Consider the following 19,497-nt stretch of genomic DNA (forward strand, 5'->3'; position numbering starts at 1 on the left):
CCTCGATGAGACGTAGGAGAGAGGGAGACGGGGCGAGCGCGCTAAAGCAGAGCGCGCCTTGCCCGTCGATTAACCGAAGGTGTTATCCCGCCCAAACTGCGGCATAAAGTTCCGCCATCTCTTCTGCATTCGGCACGCGCGGGTTGTTCGCGGGCGACCCCGACGCCGCCGCCTGCGCGCACATCGTCGGGACCAGCGCGTCCCAGCGCGCCGCGTCGATCCCCCACGCCGCGGGCCCCGGCACCTCGAGCTCGCGGTTGAGCGCCGCCAGTTCGCCCAGCAGCCGCGCCACCGCTGACTGATCACCCTCGGCTTCGTCCGCCACCCCCATCGCCCTTGCGCAGTCGCCATAGCGATGCAGCGCCGCGGGTGCCGACCAGGCGGTCACTGCGGGTAGCAGCATTGCGTTCGACAGCCCGTGCGGGACATGGAAATGCGCTCCGATCGGCCGGCTCATCCCGTGGACCAGCGCGACCGAGCTGTTCGAAAAGGCGATCCCCGCCTGCGTCGCGCCCAGCATCATCGCCTCGCGTGCCGCCGCGTCCATCGGGTCGCTGCACACGCGCCGCAGGTTCGGCGCCAGCGCGCGCATCGCGAGCAAGGCCATGCCGTCGCTGAACGGATTGGCGCGCTTCGACACATAGGCCTCGATCGCATGGACCAGCGAGTCGATACCCGTATCGGCGGTTAGTCTCTTGGGTTTGGTGAAGGTCAGCTCATAATCCACGAGCGCGGCGATGGGCAGGTAAGCCAGCCCCGGGCACAGCATCTTCTCGTCGGTCGCTTCGTCGGTGATGATCGTGAAGCGCGTCGCCTCCGACCCCGTGCCCGCCGTGGTCGGGATCGCGATCACCGGGAGCCCCGGCGCGTCCTGCACATGCGGCGCCTTGTAATCGGCCATCGCCCCGCCGCGCATTCCTAGCAGCGCGATCGCCTTCGCGCTGTCGAGCGGACTGCCCCCGCCAAAGCCGACGACGCAGTCGTGATCGCCCTCCAACAGATAGGCGACCCCGGCATCGACCGACGCCACCGTCGGGTCGGGCACCGTCTCGGCGAACACCCGCGTCGCGATCCCCGCCGCGGCCAGCCCGTCGACCAGCTCGGCCACACGCCCGCTGCTCACCAGATAGCCGTCCGTCACGACCAGCGGCCGCGACAGCCCCAGCGACGCCAGCACTTCGGGCAATTGCTTCGACGCGCCGCCGCCGATCCGGAAAATGCGGGGCAGGGCGATGCTGGCGATACTCAACTGACCATCTCCTCACGGATCGTTTTGCGCGCCATCCAGAACAGCGCCGAGGCGAGCGCGCCGAACAGGATGAAGATCATCAGCGACCAGCGCACGCCCTCCGCCGACCCTAGCCCCATCGGGCCCGAGAGGAAATCGCTGACCGCGCCGACCCCGAGCGGGCCGAGGCCCAGCCCGAGCAGGTTGATGATGAACAGCAGCACCGCCACCGCCGTCGCGCGCGTCTGCGGCCGCACCAGCCCTTGCACCGCGGCGAAGCCCGGCCCGTACCAGAGCGTGTTGAGCACCGGCGGAAAGGCGAACATGACCAGCGCGAACACTGCAGAGTCCGCGAGCAATCCGGCGATGTAAAAGGGGATGCCGAGAAAGGTCGAAACCGCCGGGATCGCCACATAGGCGCGGAGATCACGCGCGCCATATTTATCGGCGAGCTGCCCGCCCATCCACGTACCGAGCGCGCCCGTGAGCCCGAGCACGATGCCGAGCGCGACGCCGAGAAACCCCGTGAGCCCCAGCCCGAAATCGCCCGCGATCACCGTCAGCTCCGCGGCATGGTTGCGGAAGAAGAAGGGCGCGAGGAACGCCGCGGCGCCATAGCCGATGAACGCCTTGATCGCGGCGGCAAAGGCGATGAGCCAGAAGGTGCGCTTGCCGCGGATCTCCGCCATCGCGGTCTTGAAATCGGGCCGCGAGGCCTTCAGCGCCGCCAGATCGGCATTCATCTGTTGCCGCCGCGGCTCCTTCAGCGTCGCCCATGCGATCAGCGCCATCAGCACGCCCGGCGCCCCCGCGACCAGAAACGCCGTCCGCCACCCCCACGCATCGGCGATCAGCCCGCCCAACGCGAGGCCGAGCAGCCCGCCCAAGGGAATGCCAAGCGAATAGAAAGCGAGGGCGGAGGCGCGCTTTTCCTTTGGCGTATAGTCGGTGATCAGCGAATGCGCGGGCGGCGTACACCCCGCCTCGCCAATCCCGACGCCGATCCGGCACAGCACGAGCTGCACGAAGTTCTGCGCAAAGCCGCACGCGACGGTGAACACGCTCCACAGCCCCGCGGCCGCTGCGATGATCCGCGGCCGGTCGCCCGTCTCGGCAAAGCGCGCGATCGGGATGCCAAGCACGGTATAGAAAAGCGCAAAGGCGAGCCCCGTCATCACCCCGAGCTGCCAGTCGGCCAGATGCAGTTCATTCTTGATCGGCTCGGCAAGGATCGAGACGATCTGCCGGTCGAGAAAGTTGAGGATATAGATGATCAGCAGCACCGTCAGCGCATAGCGGCGGTACGCCGGGGACACGGGCGAAACGAGGGGCTGGGCGGGGGCTTCGGTCGTCATCTCATCCTCTCTCGATTTTCTTTTTCTTCGTTATCGCGCTTCATATGATCCCCGGCGAAAGCCGGGGCCCACGAAGGCAAGCGCAGTCTTGAAATTATGGGCCCCGGCTTTCGCCGGGGATCACAACGCAACACCCGTAGAAGCCCGATTGACTCCCTCTCCCGACACGATATGACAGCGTTGTCTGAAAGGAAAGCCTTTGCCCGAATTGCTCGTCCTCCAGTCGGTCTGGGGCCTCGACAAATGCCCCGGTTTCGACATCGAAAACCGCCTCGACGACGCGCTCAATGAAGTCGTCGCCGCGGGCTTCGACGGTGTCGGCGTCAACCTCGCGCGCACCGCGCGCACCGACGGCGTCGCGCGCGCGATGAACCCGCGCGGCCTCGCATGGGAGGGGCAGGTGCTCGTCCACGACGCCGCTCAGCTCACCCACTGGATCGGCGAGGCAGAGCGCCTCGGCGCGCACCATCTCAACGTCCAGATCGGCGGCCCGACCGCCGACTTCCGCGCCGCGCTGCGCCTGATCGACAGCCTCGTCGCCGCGGCGAAGGACGCGCCGCTCCCCGTCTGGTTCGAAACGCACCGCGGCCGCCTCACCAACGATCTGCTCTTCACGCTGCAATTGCTCGAGGAGCGCCCCGGCCTGCCGCTCACCGCCGACCTCTCGCATTATCCGGTCGCGGGCGAGATGGAGCTGCCGCTTCGCCCCGACCAGCTCGCGGCGATCGAGACGATCCTGCAGGGCAGCCATAATTTCCACGGCCGCGTGTCGACGACGCATCAGGTACAGGTCGCGCTGGGTGCGCCGCAGCATCAGGCCTGGCTCGACCAGCATGTCGCCTGGTGGCGCCGCGGCTTCGAACTCTGGCTCGAACAGGCGCGGGGCGACGACGCGTTGACCTTCATGTGCGAACTCGGGCCGCCGCCCTATGCGATCACCGCGCCCGACGGCCGCGAACTCACGAACCGCTGGGACGAAGCGCAGCGCATGCGCGACATCGTGCGCGGCCTGTGGAGCGAGGTCGCCGGCAGCGCCTGAACGCATCACGGCGCGACCGCATCCCGCCAGCGGACAAACGCCGCATCGGCCGCATCGCGCGACACTTGCGGCAAGAACTCCGCATCATATCGCGCCAGCGCCTTGAGGTCGCTCTCCCCGAATAACCCCGCACCCATGCCCGCCGCCAGCGCCGCGCCATAGGCGCTCGCCTCGCGCACGGCATGGCGTCGCACCGGCCGCTGCAAGGCATCGGCCTGCAACTGCATCAGCGTATCGCTCGCCGACAGCCCACCCGCGACGGGCAGCGCCTCGGGCACCGGCAGCGCCGCCGCGATCACCTCGGCAATCTCGCGAAAGCGGAACGCGATCCCCTGCAGCGCCGCGTGCGCGACCTGTCCGGGCCCGTCGGCAAAGCTCACCCCCGCGATCAACCCGCGCGCCTCGAATTTCCCGTGCGGTGCCCCCATGCCGGCGAGCGACGGCCGCACCACGACCTTCCCCGCATCGGCGACCGAAGCCGCCGCCGCCTCCATCGCCGCGGGCGACGAGAACAGCCCCAATCCGCCGCACAGCCATTCGATCATCGACCCCGTCGTGATCACCATGCCCTCGACGCAGAAGCGTGGCTTCCCGCTGGCAAAGGCCAGCGCCTCGGCGGGCATGCTGCTGTGGATCGTCTCGCGCGCATCGCCGGTTCCCGCCATCAGCACGCCCGACGTGCCATAGGTCGCCTTCCAGTCGCCGCGCTCCAGCGCGCCATGCGCGACCATCGCGGCCTCCTGATCGGCGATCAGCGCGGTGATCGGTACCCGCGCGCCGAGCACCGCCGGGTCGCTCTCTGCAATCGCGCCCCAGCTTTCGACCTGCGCCGGAAATATCGTCGCGGGCAGGCGCTGGTGGGCGAGCAGCGCCGCGTCCCAGCCGCTACCGTTCCCATAATCATAATAGCCCGTCAGCCACGCCGCCGAGGCATCGGTGACATGCGCGCCGCTGAGTTTGTAGGTTAGCCAGCTATCGAGCGTTCCCCATTGCAGCCCCGCCGGATCGCGCCCTGAAAGCGCAATCGCCGCGGGCAGCTTCGCCGACGGCACTTGCGGCCAGCCGGTGAACCCCGCCGCGCGCAGCTTCTTATATTCCTCGATCCCGCGCAGGTCGCTCCACACCAGCATCGGCGCGACGGGCTCGCCGGTGGCGCGGTCCCACAGGACGATGCTCGCGCGCTGCGTCGTCACCCCGATCGCCGCGACATCGGTGATGCTGCGCCCCGCCGCTGCCAGCGCGCCATCGATCACCGCGCGGCAGATCGTCCAGACCTCGGCTGCGTCCTGCTCGACCAGTCCGGGGGCAGGGAAGCGGCTCGCAATCGGCCTTTTGTCGACGCCCAGCACCACGCCCGCCGGATCGACCAGCATCGCGCGGGCGCCCGTCGTGCCCGCGTCGAGCGCGAGCAAAAGCTCAGGCATCGGGTATCAGATTGCCCGGGTTCATTATGCCCTCCGGATCGAGAGCCTGCTTCACCCGCCGCAGCAACGCAACGCCGCTCTCACCGAGATCATGGTGCAGATACGGCTTCCGCAGCCGCCCCGCGCCATGATGGTGCGCGACGCCGCCGCCATGTTTCGCGGTCGCTTCCATGATCGCGCGCCATCCGGCGAAATAGGCGGGTTCCATTTTCGCGCTGTCCTCGAAGGTCGCGGCGAAACTGAAATAGAGGTTGATGCCCGAACGATAGACATGGCTGCTGTGCGCCGATGCGTTGATCACGCCGGGAATCTGGTTGAGCGCCGCGATGCTGTCGTCATAGATCGCGCCGATCTCGCTCCACCGCCCCGAAATCTCGACCGTGTCGGCGACATAGCCGCGCTCGAACATGTCGCGCCAGCTCGGCACATGGTTGCGCTTTTCGATCCATTGCTTCGCCGCCATCGGGTCGCCGGCTTCAAGACCGGCGCTCGCACAAATCTCGTGCATCGCCGCCAGCTCGGCATCGACGCGCGCCTTGGGCCCTTCATGCACCATCAACAGCATCGCCTTGCCATCGCGTTCATAATCGCGGAACAGCCGCCGCACTTCGCGCCCGTCATATTGGCGCATCACCGGCGGGCGCCAGTCGGCGCGCACGATCTGTCGCTGCGCCTCGAATCCCGCGCGCATGTCGTTTGCGTAGAAGATGCTGTAATCGCGGTGCGGTGCCTTGGCGCGGAGCGAAAAGGTCACCCCGGTGATGACACCCATCACGCCTTCGGCGCCCATCAGCAGATGGCGAAGATCAGGCCCCGCCGCCGCGCGCACCGCCTTGCCCAGCGTCACCAGCTCGCCGTTCGGCAGCACCGCCTCGATCGAATGGATGATGTCCTCGATATTGCCATAAGCGGTCGAGAATTGCCCCGACGCGCGCGTCGCGACCCAGCCGCCGACGCTGCTGATCGCGATCGACTGCGGCCAGTGGCCGATCGTCAGCCCATGTGCTGCGACGGCCTCCTCGGCCTCCATGCCGTTCAGCCCCGCGTCGAAGCTCGCGAGCAGGTCGTCGCTGTCGATGTAACGCACGCGGTTCATGCTGCTCATGTCCAGCAGGATCGCATCGGGCGTCGGCTCGATCCCGCCGCACACCCCGCTGCCGAGGCCGTAGGGGATCAGCGGCACCCGCTTCTCGGCGGCGAGGCGCACGACCTTCTGCACATCCTCGACCGACTGCGGCCGCACGACGCATCCCGGCGCGGGCACCGTCTCGCCGCGCCAGTCACGCAGATGCTTGACCGCCCACTGGTCGTAACGGCGGGCGTTCAGCGCATCGGCGTCGCTCGCGACGCGGTCGGCGCCGATGGCGCTCGCCAAGGCTTCGGTTATCGAACTCATCTCACTCTCCCAAAAGCCTGCGGCTCTCATCGTTGATCGAGCGGCAATGCGCTATCTGCGCCGCCGTCTTGACGTCATCCCAGCCGAGCAGCGCGCCCATCGCCTCGGCAGCGGGGGCGAGCGCGGCAAGGCCCGCGCCCTCGTCGAACCAGGCGCGCGCGCTCCGCCGCACCCAATAATCCTCAAGGCTGGCGGCGCCCTCATGCGTCACGGCGCGCGCGGCCTCGGCGGCGACGTCGCCGCCCGCGATCAATATCTCGTTCGCTTCGTCGCCATAGAGGCGCGCCAGCCGTTCGGCGGCGCGCGGATCGAGGCGGTTCAGCCCCTCGCCGACGCCGCGCGATCCGCCGGGCAGCGGCGCATCGGCGGTCGAACAGGGCAGGGTGGGGACGCGCAGCCGCTCGACGACCAGATCGACCACCCGCTCGGCCATCGCGCGATAGGCGCTCAGTTTTCCGCCCGCGATCGACACCAGCCCGCCGGGCGAGGTCCAGATCTCGTCCTTGCGCGATACCTCGTTTGCCTTCTTGCCCGGCTGCGCGATCAGCGGCCGGACGCCCGACCACAGCGAGACGATCTCGGCGTCGCGGATCGGATCGATGGTCAGCGCCGCTTCGGTCGCGCGGAGCAGATAATCGATGTCGTCGCGTGTCGGTGCGGGCCAGTAATCGGCGCCATCGTGAAACACGTCGGTCGTACCGATATAGGTGAAGGCCCCGCGCGGCACCGCGAAGATGCTGCGTTTGTCGGGCGCGCGGATGATGATCGTCGAATGGATCGGCAACCGATCGCGCGGCAGCACCAGATGGATGCCGCGGCTCATCGACATGCGCGTGTCGCTTTCGCCCGCCTCCAGCCCGCGGACCTTGTCGACCCACGCGCCAGCGGCGTTGACCACCAGCTTTGCCTTGATGTGCGCGCCCAGCCCGTCGCCCAGCGTCGACGTCGCGACCAGCCCGTCGCCCGTCAGTTCGGACGCCGCCGCATGATTGACCACCACCGCACCCGCACCTTGCGCGCTGCGGATATTGGCGAGCACCAGCCGTGCATCGTCGGTCAGAAATTCGGGGTACAGCACCGCGCCATTCAGCTTGTCGGTGCGCATCAGCGGCTCGCGCCGTTGCAACTCGGCGAGCCCGATCACCTCATGCTTCTCGGCCTCGGGCACGCTGCCGAGCTTTTCGAAGGTCCAGAGGCCCGTCCGCAGCTTCGCGGTCATCGCCATGTTCGTCGTCGGGATCAGGAAAGGCGACAGCGTCGTCAGATGCGGCGCGATCTGCCGCAATATCTGCCGCTCCGACGCGGCTTCCTTGACCAGCGCAATGTCGCCCTGCGCCAGATAGCGCAGACCGCCATGGATCATCTTCGACGACCGGCTGCTCGTCCCGCTCGCATAGTCGCGCGCCTCGACGAGCGCGACCGACAGCCCGCGCATCGCCGCGTCGCGCGCGATACCCGCGCCGGTGATCCCGCCGCCGATCACCGCCAGGTCGAACGTCCGCGATTCCAGCTCGGCAAAGACCTGCCGCCGCGCGCGGGCGTCGAGTTGGGTGCTGCTCATGGCTTCACGCTAAGCGCATCACCCCGGCATTGGTATTGTATAATGGGAATGATATGGTGCGCGCCATGAACCTCCGCCGCCTCCGCCATTTCGATACCCTCTATCGCCTTGCCAGCTATGCGCGCGCGGCCGACGAACTTGGGCTGACGCAATCGGCGCTCACCCGCTCGATCCAGAAGCTCGAGGAGGAACTCGGCGCGACGCTCTTCGACCGCACCACCCATTATGTCCGCCCGACGAGCGACGCCGACCGGCTGATCCGTTCGGCGCGCGATGTCATCGCGGCGTCGGCGAACCTCGAACAGGAAGCGCGCGGGCTCGGCCAACCAACGGGCGGCACCGTCGCGGTCGGCAGCGGTCCCTATCCGCTGCAACCCCTGCTCACCGACGCGATCATACGCTTTGCCGAAATGCACCCGGGCGTGCGCGTCACCGTCACCGGCGGCCCGTCCGAACAATTGCTCGAAACGCTCGTCGACCGCCGCCTCGACCTCGTCGTCTGCAACCGGGCGAAATTCGCATCGTCGGGCCATGCCGACGAGGTTCTGTGCATCCCGCTGCCGCCCGAGCCGCTGATGCTCGTCTGCGCGCCCGACCATCCACTGGCGAAAGGCGAGGGCGACAGTGCCGACTTCGCCTGGGCGCTCCCGCGTCCCGCGCCGGGCAGCAATTTCCCCCGCGCGCTTCGTGCCCGCTTCGCCGCAGGCCAATTTCCCGATTACGAGCTCGACTCCACCGCCGCCTGCCTCGACATGGCGCGCAGTGGCCGCGCAATCACCGTCGTGCCGCAGCGGCTCGCCGAGCGCAGCGGCCTCGCGATGATCGCGCTCCCGCCAACCGAAGTTACCCGCGATGCGATCCATCTCCTCCGCAACCGCAGCCGCAGCGCGCTCGTCGCCGCCTTCGTTGCGGTGCTGAAGGAGGCCGCGGCTTAGAACCGCGCTCAACTTCCGTTCGTGCTGAGCTTGTCGAAGCACCGTTCTTCCTTTCGGGCGTTGGCAAGAAAAGAACGGCCCTTCGACAGGCTCAGGGTGAACGGGATACGTGTCAGGCGGAAGGAATGCCTTCGAACAGCGCTGCGTCGGCCGACCCGGCGCGATAAAACACCGGCGGTTGCCCGAACGGCGCCGCGACCATCACGTCACTACCGCCCGCGTAAGTCTGTCCCGACCACACATGCACCCACTCGGCGCCGGCGGGCAGGTAGGTCGTCCACTCGCGCTTGCCTGCCGCGATCACCGGCGCGACCAGCAGATCGGGACCGAGCAAATAGCTCGTCTGGATCGCGTAGGTCTCCGCATCATCCTCGAAATGCAGGAACAGCGGCCGCTGCACCGGCAACCCCGTCTCCGAAGCTTCCTTCGACAGCCGCCGGATATAGGGCGCGAGATGCGCATAAATCCGCGTCATCTTCGCAAAATGCGCGAGCAGTTCGGGATCGTCGTCATATTGCACATTCTGCCGCGGCCGATTGCCCTCGTGTGTGCGGATCATCGACGTAAATGCCGACATCTCGGCCCAGCGCATCGCCAGCTCGGCATCGCGCGTCGTGTCGAACAGGCTCGTGTAACCGCCGCAGTCGCTGTGATGATGCGCGTTGCCCAGCATTCCCGCCGACAGCGCGGCGCAGATCACCGTGCCGATCCCGTCGTGGCGCGAAAAATCGACCGACTGGTCACCCGCCCACAGCATCGGGCAATGGCCCTGCACCCCGGTCGCGCCCGACCGCATGAACACCATCATCTCGCCGGTCTGGCCGCGTCCCGCGATACCCTTGGCGTTTACTTCACCCCACAGCGCTGGCCAGCGGTTGTGCGCGGTCATCCCGCTCTCGCCATTCGCCAGCCGCACATCGACCGGCAGATATTCGCCGAAGTCCGCCATCCAGCCCGACAGCCCGAAATCGATCATCTTTTCGCCGATGATTGTGTCGGCGAACCACGCGGCCGCCGCCGGATTGGTGAAATCGACATGCCCGCAATCGAACTCGCCGAAGTCGATGACATAGGGCTCGTCCTTGTCGGGATGCATCACCATGAAGCCCTGCGCCGCCGCTTCGGCATAGAGCGGGCCGTCGACGGCGAGATAGGGGTTCACATAGCCGAGGAAAAGAACGCCGCGCTCCTTGAGCTCGGCGATCCGGGCCGGCAGGTCGGGATAGCGCTCCGCATTCCACTGCCAGTCCCAGAACAGCCGGTTGCCGAAGCTGGTGATCCGCAGGCCCACCCAATCCTCGCACCACAGCCCCGACACCGCGACCCCGGCCTCCTCATAGGCCTTCAATCGCGCAAAGCTGTTGTCGCCATCCTTCAGACCGATCACGGCACCTTTCAGCAGCCATTCGGGCAGCGGCGGCTGGCGCCCGAAACGATCCGACAACGCCGTGACCAGCTCGGTGAAATGCGGCCGCGCCCACAGCTCGATCTTCGCGGGAATTTCCCACACCTCGACCTCATGATAATCCGCGTTACGAAAATCGAACGCGGCATAGGCAAAGCTGTCGACATGCAGCGCATAGCGCCGCGAACTGACAAAGGTCGGCTGCGGATAATTGGTGTGCGCATAGCTGCCGCCGCCGCCCTTGCGGTGCGCCTCGACCTGCCGGAACAGCTCCGAGGAAGGGTCGCGCCCGACGCCGGGCTCGCTCGACCACAAAGGGAAATGCCGCCCGCGAAGGTCGAAGTAAGAGAATTGCTCGCCGCCGCCCCACACATGCTCGCCCGCATCGGCGGGTACGCGGAGCCACAGTCGGTTGAGCGTCGCGTCGAGCGCTGTCAGCGCGATCACCGCATTGTCGCCATCGCCTGAAACCACCGCTTCGAGCAGCCATGGCGATCCCGCCGTCTCGGCAAAACGCGCGACATTTCCCGCCACTTCGACATGCCCCAGCGCGATCCGCTCGATCACCTCCTGGCTCACGTCGAAATGCCCCAGCTTCGAATGAACATGCGGCACCCCGCGGCCGACGAAGAAACAGGGCACGCCGTCGCTGTGCGTCAGGATCACTTGCCCGCCGAGGCGGAGCGCAAAGCCGGTGTCGAGCGCATCGAGCGCCATAGGGGAGGATCCTTTCGCGGCCACAGGGTGGCCCGCCTATATAATTACCCCGCCGCGTCGTGGACGGACGCGGCGGGGCAGGGGGTTTTTAGAAGTTCATCCGCGCGGTGACGCCGAAATAACGCTCGGCATCGCGCGGCGTGATCTGGCGCATGAACGACGTACCGTTCGGGATGCGCTGGATCACGAACTGCTTGTCGGTCAGGTTCTTGACGATGAACGACAGGCTGTATTTGTCGTCGTCGGTGCTCACCTTGATCCCCGCATCCCAGATCGCATAGGCCTTCTGGAACGCGTTGGGGTTCTGGTTGATGTCGAACTGGGTGCGGCTCTGATAGACGAGCGAGCTGTTCAGATCGACGTTGAACCCGTCGATATTCAGCGGCAGGCGCCAGTCCATCGTCACCGTGCCCTTATATTTGGGCGCGAAGGGCAGCGGCTTGCCGTTGATCGCATCGGCGCAGGTCACCGCGGCGCCCGACGGACAGATGAACTTGTTGATATGCGCGTCGGTATAGTTGAAGCCGCCCGACAGCGAGAAATCGTCGGTGATCGCCGCGTTGAAATCCATCTCGATGCCGCGCGTCGACACCGTGCCCGCGTTGGTCAGGCGCGTGACGACCTGCCCCGCGACGAGGTCGAGGAAGTTCGCCTGATAATTGTCGTATTTGGCATAGAAGCCCGCGACGTTTAGCGTCAGGCGGCGGTCGAACAGCCGCGTCTTCAGGCCCACTTCATAGGCGTTCGACTTTTCAGGATCGATACGGCCGGTATCGCGCGCCAGCATGTTGAAGAACACGTTGAGCGCCGGACCCTTATAGCCGCGCGTATAGGTGGTGTAGGCGACGATATCGTCGGTCAGGTCATATTGCAGCCCGGCATTGCCCGACCAGCCATTGTCCTTGATCGACCCCGCCGACGCGAACGCCGGGTTCACGCCGGTGAAGGCGGTCGCCTGCGTCGAGGTGCGCGCAAAGTCATAGCTGACCTTGTCCTCGGTATAGCGCAGACCCAAAATGCCGCGGAACGCGTCGGTAAAGTTGAGCGTGCCCTGGCCGAAGGCCGAATAGCTCGTCAGCTTGGTCGTGAAATCGGCATTGCCTTCATTCGTCGTATAGGTCGACGACCCGGTCGCGCACGGCGTCAGCCCGCCGACGGTCGGCAGCGTCGATGCGGTGCAGGCGGTGACCGTACGGTTGAAGAAATCGACCTCCTTCGTGTGATAATAATAAAGGCCCGCAACATATTCGAAGAATTGCGGATTGGCCGACGCGATACGCAGTTCCTGCGTAAACTGGTCGAATTTCAGGTCGCCGCGATCGTGCGACCGCACGTCGCCCGCCGCGGTACCCGTGTTGACGTAACGCGGCGCGTCCGACCGGAAATCGCCGTCGCGCTGCTGGAAATTATACCAGTGGCGGTATGCGGTGATCGACGTCAGCGTGACGCCGCCAAGGTCGAGGTCGATCTGCCCCGACACGCCGCTGTTCTTGTCCTTGGTATAGGGATCGAGGTCGTTGTCGATGTCCTTGTTCTTGCCGTCGAGCGTCAACGGCGCGAGGCTCGGGATGAACACCGCATTGTTGAACGCCGAGGAGAAGACGGTGCCGATGCTGTCGGCAAATCCATTGTCGCTGTTCTTCGAATAATCGGCGATCAGCGTGATCTTCAGATTGTCGGTGGGCTCGGCGATCAGCTTGCCGCGCACGCCCCAATGTTCGTATCCGTTGACCTTGTGGTTGTTGAACACGTTGCGCGCGTTGCCGTCATATTGCGACCAGAAGCCGGTGAGCGACGCGCGGATGCCGTCGCCGAGCGGGCCGCCAACACTCCCGCGAATGCGATATTCATTACCCTCATACCAGGCGGCGTCGATGTAACCGCCGAGCTCGTTGCCGGGCTCGCGCGACACGATGTTGATCACGCCGGCGCTTGCATTCTTGCCGAACAGGCTGCCCTGCGGGCCGCGCAGCACTTCGATGCGCTCGACGTCGAGAAAGTCCGACGTCTGCTGGCCGGTGCGCGCATAGACGACGCCGTCGATGACGGTCGACACCGACGGTTCGACACCCGACGAGAAGCTGATCGTGCCGACGCCGCGGATCGACAGCGCCGAGTCCTTGTTGGTGTTGCCCTTGCGGAAGGTCAGCGTGGGGACGCGCTGGAACAATTGCTCGGCCGAATTGACGTTTGACCGCTCGAGCTGTTCGCCCGACACGACCGAAATCGCGACGGGCACGTCCTGCAAATTCTGTTCGCGCTTTTGCGCGGTGACGATGATGTCGGTGCTGGCGAAGGGGGCGTCGGCTTCGGCGGGGGCCGGGGCGTCTTGCGCTGCCGCGGGGGCAGCGATCAGCGCCATGCCCAGTGCCGTCGTGATTGTCAGATACGCTTTGGCTTTCGACGAAACCATGTTCAGATCCTCCCTTGATGCGCTGCTAAATCAGAATCTCAATCAATTTAATTGACAATTTCGAGCCGACCCATGCGCGCAATTATTTTTGTGGTCCAATAGAGAAATGTCGTGATGCCATGTCCGAATGCTATGGCTTGCAGGACAGTGCGAGGAGCAGGCTAGGCGCTCGGGCTCGCGTGTCGGCCTTGTCATCAGCAACCCTTCCCTTGTCGTGGCGGATCGTTCGTCCGCTTCGACATCAGGCCACGAACTTTGTCGCTCGCAGCCACGAATCGGCTGAAAGGCGCCATTGCCAACCAGCCGACCTAGGGATGCGCGTCAAAATCATTGCAGTCTAATCGAGAAATGTCGGTATATTATGTCCAAATGCTATGGCTTGGACGAGACAACCTTCTGCACATGCGCCAGGCACGCCTCGGTCTCACGCGCCACATCGGCGTTGAGCCACGCCACAATCTCGGGCGTCGGCCCGATATCGGGCTCGAGCAGCGCGAAATCGAGATAGACCGGCGGCGCGATCGGCCGGATCGCGACGTTAAGCCGGTGGAACAATGGCGCGCTGAACGGCTCGGCGATCGACACGCCCAGCCCCGCTTCGACGAACGCATATAATATCTGCGAATGCTGCGTCTCCAACCGGCGCGACACGGGGATGCCCGCACCTTCGATCGCCGCATCGATGCCGTTCCACAGCGCGTCGGCCTCGTGCATCGGGCCGATGAACTCCTCGCCCGCCAGATCCTCGACCGCCAGATGCGGCCGCGACGCGAGCGGGTGGTTCGCCGGCAGGATGCAGACATATTCGGCGCGCGCGAGCATCGTCGACCTTATGCCCTCGCGGCCCTGCGCATCGACCCCGATGCCAAGATCGGCCTGCCCCAGAAACACGCGCTCCTCGATCGCGCGCTGGCCGAGCGATTCCACCGTGATCTTGATGTCGGGATAGAGGATGCGGAAGCGCGCGATGACCGCGGGCAATATCGCCATCGCGATCGCGGCAAGGGCGGCGATCCGCACCGTGCCCACCGGATGCGCGCGGATACGCCGCGCCGCCTGGTCGAGCAGGTCGAGACCCGCATAGCTTCGCCGCACCGCCTCATACAGCGCCTGCGCCTGTGCGGTCGGATGAACGCGCGCGCCGCGCCGGTCGAACAGGCGAAAGCCGACCGCGCGCTCCATGTCGGCGATCAGCCGGCTCACCGACGGCTGGCTGATATTCAGCATCGTCGCGGCGGCCGTAATGCCCCCGCTCATCATCACGGCGCGAAACGCCTCGACCTGTCTCATTCGCATAGGCCATAGTATAGACGTATGACTGCTGGATGCAATTCGATTGGATGCAATGGATGATCTTGCGCTACGTGACACCTTCGACAACATCGGGAGAGTGAAGATGGATTATGCGGCGCAGCGCGAACAGTTCGCGACCGAAGGCTATGCGGTCTTCGAACGCATCCTCGAAGGCCCGCTGCTCGACCTGCTGCGCGAGGAATGCGGCCGCGTGATCGAACGCGAAGACGCCCGCCTCGACAGCCTCGGCGTCGAAGTCGACGGCATCAGCCACAAGGGCAAGCGCTATTTCGCCGGCGAATGCCAGCGCAAGCAACCCGATCTTCGGAGCATGTTGTTCAGCGAAACGATGGCCGACATCTGCCGCGCGACGCTCGGCGACGACGCCTATTTCTTCTACGACCAATATGTCGTGAAGGGCGCCAGCGAAGGCATGCCGTTCAGCTGGCACCAGGATTCGGGCTATGTGGTTGGCAACGGTGGCCCCGTCGATCACAAGCCGTACCTCACCTGCTGGTGCACGCTCGATGATACGACGGTCGCCAACGGCACTGTTCGCATCATGCCCTTCTCGCAGGCGCCCGAGACGCGCGACGGCATCGTCCCGCACATCCGCCAGCCGGGCAGTAACGATCTGGTCGGTTACACCGGCGACAATGAGGGGGTGACGCTGGAGGTTCCGGCGGGCAGCGTCGTCGCTTTCTCCAGCCTTGCGCTCCATGCGACCGGATCGAACTCGACCCCGAACATGCGCCGCGTCTATCTCGCGCAATATTCGCCCGAGCCGATCCTCAACCCCGGTACCAACCACCTCCGCCGCAACGCGATCGCGTTCCTGCGCGGCGGCAGCCAGGTGACCTTCAACTAGAGGAGCAAGCCATGACCGCGCGCCCCCACATCGTCGCACTCGGCGGAAACGCCACCGCCGGCGGATCGGCCGAACGCCTGCTCCGTCACGCGCTCATGCGCTGCGAGGCGCAGGGCGCGGAGACATGTCTCTTCGCGGGCGAGGCGATCGACCTGCCGATGTACGCCCCGCACCGTAATGAGCGTTGTTCAAAGGCGCAGGCGCTGATAGCCGCGCTGCGCAATGCCGACGGCATCATCGTCGCGTCGCCCGCCTATCATGGGACGGTGTCGGGCGTGGTCAAGAACGCGCTCGATTATGCCCAGGATCTCGTGTCCGATGCGCAGCCCTATTTTGATGGCCGGGCGGTGGGGCTGATCGCGGTCGCGGGCGGATGGCAGGCGGCAGGCAGCACGCTCGCGACGTTGCGCTCGATCACGCATGCGCTGCGCGGCTGGCCGACGCCGATGGCCGTCACGGCCAATTCGAGCCAGCCTTTGTTTGACCCCGACGGCATGCTGACTGATCAGGGCATCACGTCGCAGCTCGACATCATGACCGCACAGGTTATGACTTTCGCGCGCATGAAGCGCGCCTATGCCGACGGGAGCCGGGCCTCTTTGCCGGCCTGACGCGAGCCTTGCCGGAAGGCACGCTTCGATGCCTCCCGGTCCTCGCAACCGCGTCTAGAATTTCACGCTGAGCCCGGCCGTGATCCGGCGATCGGTGAGCCCCTGGAAACAGAGCAGCGCCTTGTTGTTCACGCAATATTGGTTCTGGTCGCCGCGCAGCAGGTTGATACCCTCGACCCCGACATTGATATTCTCGGTGATGTCATAGTTGATGCTGGCGTTGAGCTGCCCGCGCGCGCCATTGATCAACGGCAGCCCGAAAAAGAACGGGTCGTTCGACACATAGCTCGACCGCCACGTATAGCGCAGGCGCGCATTCAGCCCGTATTTGTCGTAGAACAATGTGGTGTTGTAGGCGTACTTCGACAGGTTCGTTAGCGAGATCAGGTCCTGCGAACCCGGATAGCCGAGCTGCGTGAACACCGTACGCGGGCCATCGGCCGTGCGATACTCGCGCGCCGAACCGCCGGCCTTTTGATAGGTGAAGTTGCCGATGAAGCCGAAGCCCGAGGCAAAGCCGAGCACGTCTTCCCAGGCCGACAGATCGTGCTGGAAGGCGACTTCGATACCCGTCTGCGTCGTGGTTCCCGGCACGTTGAACGTCGAGCTGCGCGGTACGCAGATGCCGACCCCTTGAATCGGGTTGTTGATGTTCCGGTTGGCGATCGGGTTGTAAATACCGCCGCCGGGGCAGGCGGGATCGATCGAGATGTTGAGATTGCCATTCGCATCGAGGTTCGGCGCCGGATCTTCCTGCCGCTGCGCGAACAGGTTCGTGCGGCTCTTGTGGAAAAAGCCGATGCTGATCAGGCTCGACGGCGCGAAATAATATTCGCCCGACAGGTCGAACGACCATACCGCTTCGGGAACGAGATCGGGGTTACCGACCGCGACGGGCGTATTGGCGCCGGTACCGAACGAGAAGGAGGTCGACAGCGTGTCGAAATTCGGGCGGCGGATGTCGCGCGCGATACCGGCGCGGACGAGGAGCTTGTCGGCGGGTTCGAGGACGAGGCTGAAGCGCGGCAGCAGGAAGTTGTACGAGCTCTTGGCGACCGTCTGGCCGGTCACCGCGCCATTCGCGATATTGTTGCCCGTCGACGACAGCTTGGTGTGGAGCCAGCGGAATCCCGCGTTGCCGCGCACCGGCATGCCGGCAATTTCGCCTTCCATATTCGCCTGGAAATAGGCGGCGTTCGTCGTTTCCTTGATCTTGAAGAAACCGGCGAAGGATTCGGTCGGCGTCGCGAGCGAGGCAACCGCCGGCCCCTGCGTCCGCGCGGCGTTGCTCGCGGCAATCGCTTCGTTGAGCGACGCGAGCACGCTCGCCGGATCGCGGAAGGCCAGCCCGCCGTCGATCAGCAGGAAGTCGGGGAAGTAGAGCCGCCGCCCGTCGGCGGCGTTGAAGTTGCGCGGCCCCGGAATCAATATGTCGGAAAACAGATCGCCCGATGGCCGGTTCCACGCGGTTGTCGTATTGGTCAGGCTGACGTTGTTCGAAAATTCGCTGTTCTCGGCCGATGTGCGGTTCCAGCGCCAGCCGAAATCAACCGAGGTGACGAAGGGGTTGAGGTCGGTCGTGTCGTAGGAGAAATCGAGGCGCGCGGCGCGTTCCTGATTGTCGGTCGAGTTCGCGCCCTGTGTGACCTGCTGGAGCTGGTAATTGGCGGGGTCGAGCAACTGCGCGGTCGTTGGCGCGAAGGGGCTGGCCTGATCGATGCCGAATTGCAGCGTGCCGCCGCGCAGGTCGAATTCGATCGGCACGCCATTGTCGATGCTGCGACCGATCACCGGCTGCGGGCCGTTCGGGTTGATGAAGTCGAGCGTGGTCGAGAAGTTCGGAAAGTCGGATTTCGAGGTCGATAGCGATACTTCGGCGCGGACATTCAGCTTGTCGGTCGCCTGCCAGTCGGTGCCGAAATCGAAGACGCGGCTCTTCGTCACGCGCGCGCCGGTGTCGCTCGATGTGCGCAGGTTCGGATCGATCACGCTTCCGGTCGTGCCGCCAATCCCGATCGTGCCGGCGACTGCGGCCTCGACCGAGCCAAGGTCGATCGGCCCGTTCGGCCCGTTGAGCGTGCCGAAATCGACCGTTTCGAAGTCGGTGTTGTTCATCGCGTCGACGACCGAAGGCGTCGCCGTGCCCGAAATCTGCACGCGATGGCTCTGCTGGCCGCGGCGCTGGTTGTTCAGCGTGGCGTCGAAATAGAATTTGAGGTCGTCGTTTGGCTTCCACTCGAGCGCCGCGGTGCCGTTGTACGTCTCATATTCATAATTCTCGAGCCCCTGCTGGAGGAACTGGATACGCAGAAACGGAAAAGCCTCGGCGCTCGGGCCCGAGCCGGGAAGCACGAGCGCGTCGCGGTCGACGCGCGGCTTGAACGAGGCGACATCCTGCCGCGCATAGCTGCCGCTCACCACGATGCCGATTTCGCCGATGCCGGTGTCCCACCGGTTGCCAAGCGTTGCCGACAGGCGCGGCAGCGTCGATTTCGACAGGTCGCTATTCTCCATCTGCGCGCGCGCGGCGATCAGCGGGTCCTTGAGGTCGAGCGGGCGGATCGTGCGGAGATTGATCGTGCCGCCGACCGATCCTTCGATCGTCTGCGCCGTCGGAACCTTGGTGACCTCGACCGACGCGATCAGCGCAGCTGGCAAATCCTCGAAGCTGATGCCCGAGCGGCCGGCGCCCGATCCGACGGTCGAAACGCCGTTGATTTCGGTGCGGTTGGCGTCGGTGCCGCGGATCTGCACGGCATTGCCGACGCCCGCCTGCCGGGTGATCTGAACCCCGGTGACATTTTCCAGCACTTCGGCGAGGTTCTGGTCGGGCAGCTTGCCGATATCTTCGGCCTGGATGACCTCGACGATATTGTCGGTGGTGCGCTTTTCGCCCAGCGCGGTGGCAAGGGAACTGCGGATGCCGGTGACGACGATCGCATCATCGTTCATTTCTTCGGAAGCGGTTGGATCCTGCCCCGCTGCGTCCTGCGCAAAGGTCGGGACAGCGAGCATCGCCATCGCCGTCGTGCCGAGCAGCGCCGCCGCAAAATTGATGTTGCCGCGCGAACCGCGCACGAGGCTGCCCCGAATCATCCCACTCTCCCTCATTGGCTTTGTTTGGAGACAGGCTCGTCGTGTCAGACCAATATGTCAACCCATCTTGTATACCGAAACACGGTTGATATTGTCATACCGCTTGTATAGTCCAGTGGGCAAGAATCATAAAAAGGGTGAGGCGCAGTGCAGATA

The 19,497-nt window shown here is 65.3% G+C and carries 13 protein-coding genes; 4 read left to right on the plus strand and 9 right to left on the minus strand.

Features of this window, described 5'->3' with window-relative positions:
• Window positions 1-82: 82 nt before the first annotated feature.
• Together GGC65_RS17830 and GGC65_RS17835 are read right to left on the minus strand one after the other, a co-directional pair.
• Complete coding sequence (locus GGC65_RS17830; protein WP_225940891.1) at window positions 83-1,249, minus strand: iron-containing alcohol dehydrogenase; 1,167 nt, start codon at window positions 1,247-1,249, stop codon at window positions 83-85.
• Window positions 1,246-2,583 carry a spinster family MFS transporter gene (locus GGC65_RS17835; RefSeq protein ID WP_192648378.1) on the minus strand — a complete coding sequence of 446 codons (1,338 nt, stop codon included), beginning with the start codon at window positions 2,581-2,583 and terminating at the stop codon, window positions 1,246-1,248. Before GGC65_RS17835 ends, GGC65_RS17830 begins: the two co-directional genes overlap by 4 nt.
• A 199-nt stretch (window positions 2,584-2,782) precedes the next feature.
• Here GGC65_RS17835 and GGC65_RS17840 point away from each other — a divergent pair, with 199 nt between their 5' ends.
• A complete protein-coding gene (locus tag GGC65_RS17840) occupies window positions 2,783-3,622 on the plus strand; it encodes a sugar phosphate isomerase/epimerase family protein (protein ID WP_192648379.1) in 840 nt (279 codons plus the stop codon).
• A 5-nt stretch (window positions 3,623-3,627) separates the two neighbouring features.
• Here GGC65_RS17840 and GGC65_RS17845 read toward each other — a convergent pair whose 3' ends face one another.
• From GGC65_RS17845 to GGC65_RS17855, 3 genes are read right to left on the minus strand one after another with little or no spacing between them, the layout of a single operon-like run.
• Window positions 3,628-5,046 (minus strand): FGGY family carbohydrate kinase, encoded by a 1,419-nt coding sequence (locus GGC65_RS17845; protein WP_192648380.1) that lies wholly within the window; start codon window positions 5,044-5,046, stop codon window positions 3,628-3,630.
• Complete coding sequence (locus tag GGC65_RS17850; protein ID WP_192648381.1) at window positions 5,039-6,442, minus strand: FAD-binding oxidoreductase; 1,404 nt, start codon at window positions 6,440-6,442, stop codon at window positions 5,039-5,041. Before GGC65_RS17850 ends, GGC65_RS17845 begins: the two co-directional genes overlap by 8 nt.
• 1 nt (window position 6,443) lies before the next feature.
• The gene (locus tag GGC65_RS17855) at window positions 6,444-8,003 is read right to left on the minus strand and encodes a glycerol-3-phosphate dehydrogenase/oxidase (protein WP_192648382.1); all 1,560 of its coding nucleotides are present in this window, start codon (window positions 8,001-8,003) and stop codon (window positions 6,444-6,446) included.
• 65 nt (window positions 8,004-8,068) lie between these two features.
• Here GGC65_RS17855 and GGC65_RS17860 point away from each other — a divergent pair, with 65 nt between their 5' ends.
• On the plus strand, window positions 8,069-8,938 hold the full coding sequence (locus GGC65_RS17860) for a LysR family transcriptional regulator (protein ID WP_192648383.1): 870 nt from the start codon (window positions 8,069-8,071) through the stop codon (window positions 8,936-8,938).
• Window positions 8,939-9,050: 112 nt separating this feature from the next.
• Here GGC65_RS17860 and GGC65_RS17865 read toward each other — a convergent pair whose 3' ends face one another.
• The 3 genes from GGC65_RS17865 to GGC65_RS17875 all read right to left on the minus strand — a co-directional run bounded on the left by GGC65_RS17865 (window position 9,051) and on the right by GGC65_RS17875 (window position 14,769).
• Complete coding sequence (locus GGC65_RS17865) at window positions 9,051-11,060, minus strand: alpha-glucosidase (protein ID WP_192648384.1); 2,010 nt, start codon at window positions 11,058-11,060, stop codon at window positions 9,051-9,053.
• 88 nt (window positions 11,061-11,148) lie between these two features.
• Complete coding sequence (locus GGC65_RS17870; protein WP_192648385.1) at window positions 11,149-13,473, minus strand: TonB-dependent receptor; 2,325 nt, start codon at window positions 13,471-13,473, stop codon at window positions 11,149-11,151.
• Window positions 13,474-13,845: 372 nt separating this feature from the next.
• Window positions 13,846-14,769 carry a LysR substrate-binding domain-containing protein gene (locus GGC65_RS17875; RefSeq protein ID WP_192648386.1) on the minus strand — a complete coding sequence of 308 codons (924 nt, stop codon included), beginning with the start codon at window positions 14,767-14,769 and terminating at the stop codon, window positions 13,846-13,848.
• A 49-nt stretch (window positions 14,770-14,818) separates the two neighbouring features.
• On the opposite strand from GGC65_RS17875, the gene GGC65_RS17880 reads away from it, so the two are divergent.
• Entirely contained in the window at window positions 14,819-15,634 is an 816-nt protein-coding gene (locus tag GGC65_RS17880; protein ID WP_225940892.1) for a phytanoyl-CoA dioxygenase family protein, read from the plus strand.
• Window positions 15,635-15,645: 11 nt separating this feature from the next.
• A complete protein-coding gene (locus tag GGC65_RS17885; RefSeq protein ID WP_192648387.1) occupies window positions 15,646-16,245 on the plus strand; it encodes an NADPH-dependent FMN reductase in 600 nt (199 codons plus the stop codon).
• 54 nt (window positions 16,246-16,299) lie between these two features.
• Here the strand turns inward: GGC65_RS17885 and GGC65_RS17890 are convergent, their stop codons facing one another.
• Window positions 16,300-19,341 carry a TonB-dependent receptor gene (locus GGC65_RS17890; RefSeq protein WP_192648388.1) on the minus strand — a complete coding sequence of 1,014 codons (3,042 nt, stop codon included), beginning with the start codon at window positions 19,339-19,341 and terminating at the stop codon, window positions 16,300-16,302.
• Between the last annotated feature and the right edge of the window lie 156 nt (window positions 19,342-19,497).

The organism is Sphingopyxis sp. OAS728 (assembly GCF_014873485.1).
GTDB lineage: Bacteria > Pseudomonadota > Alphaproteobacteria > Sphingomonadales > Sphingomonadaceae > Sphingopyxis.

Bases quoted from the DNA above. Each gene is read 5' to 3' on its own strand.
- GGC65_RS17855 (WP_192648382.1), bottom strand. From the start codon at position 8,003: ATGAGCAGCACCCAACTCGACGCCCGCGCGCGGCGGCAGGTCTTTGCC.
- GGC65_RS17845 (WP_192648380.1), bottom strand. From the start codon at position 5,046: ATGCCTGAGCTTTTGCTCGCGCTCGACGCGGGCACGACGGGCGCCCGC.
- GGC65_RS17870 (WP_192648385.1), bottom strand. From the start codon at position 13,473: ATGGTTTCGTCGAAAGCCAAAGCGTATCTGACAATCACGACGGCACTG.
- GGC65_RS17880 (WP_225940892.1), top strand. From the start codon at position 14,819: ATGGATGATCTTGCGCTACGTGACACCTTCGACAACATCGGGAGAGTG.
- GGC65_RS17890 (WP_192648388.1), bottom strand. From the start codon at position 19,341: ATGATTCGGGGCAGCCTCGTGCGCGGTTCGCGCGGCAACATCAATTTT.
- GGC65_RS17875 (WP_192648386.1), bottom strand. From the start codon at position 14,769: ATGCGAATGAGACAGGTCGAGGCGTTTCGCGCCGTGATGATGAGCGGG.
- GGC65_RS17860 (WP_192648383.1), top strand. From the start codon at position 8,069: ATGAACCTCCGCCGCCTCCGCCATTTCGATACCCTCTATCGCCTTGCC.
- GGC65_RS17835 (WP_192648378.1), bottom strand. From the start codon at position 2,583: ATGACGACCGAAGCCCCCGCCCAGCCCCTCGTTTCGCCCGTGTCCCCG.
- GGC65_RS17850 (WP_192648381.1), bottom strand. From the start codon at position 6,442: ATGAGTTCGATAACCGAAGCCTTGGCGAGCGCCATCGGCGCCGACCGC.
- GGC65_RS17885 (WP_192648387.1), top strand. From the start codon at position 15,646: ATGACCGCGCGCCCCCACATCGTCGCACTCGGCGGAAACGCCACCGCC.
- GGC65_RS17865 (WP_192648384.1), bottom strand. From the start codon at position 11,060: ATGGCGCTCGATGCGCTCGACACCGGCTTTGCGCTCCGCCTCGGCGGG.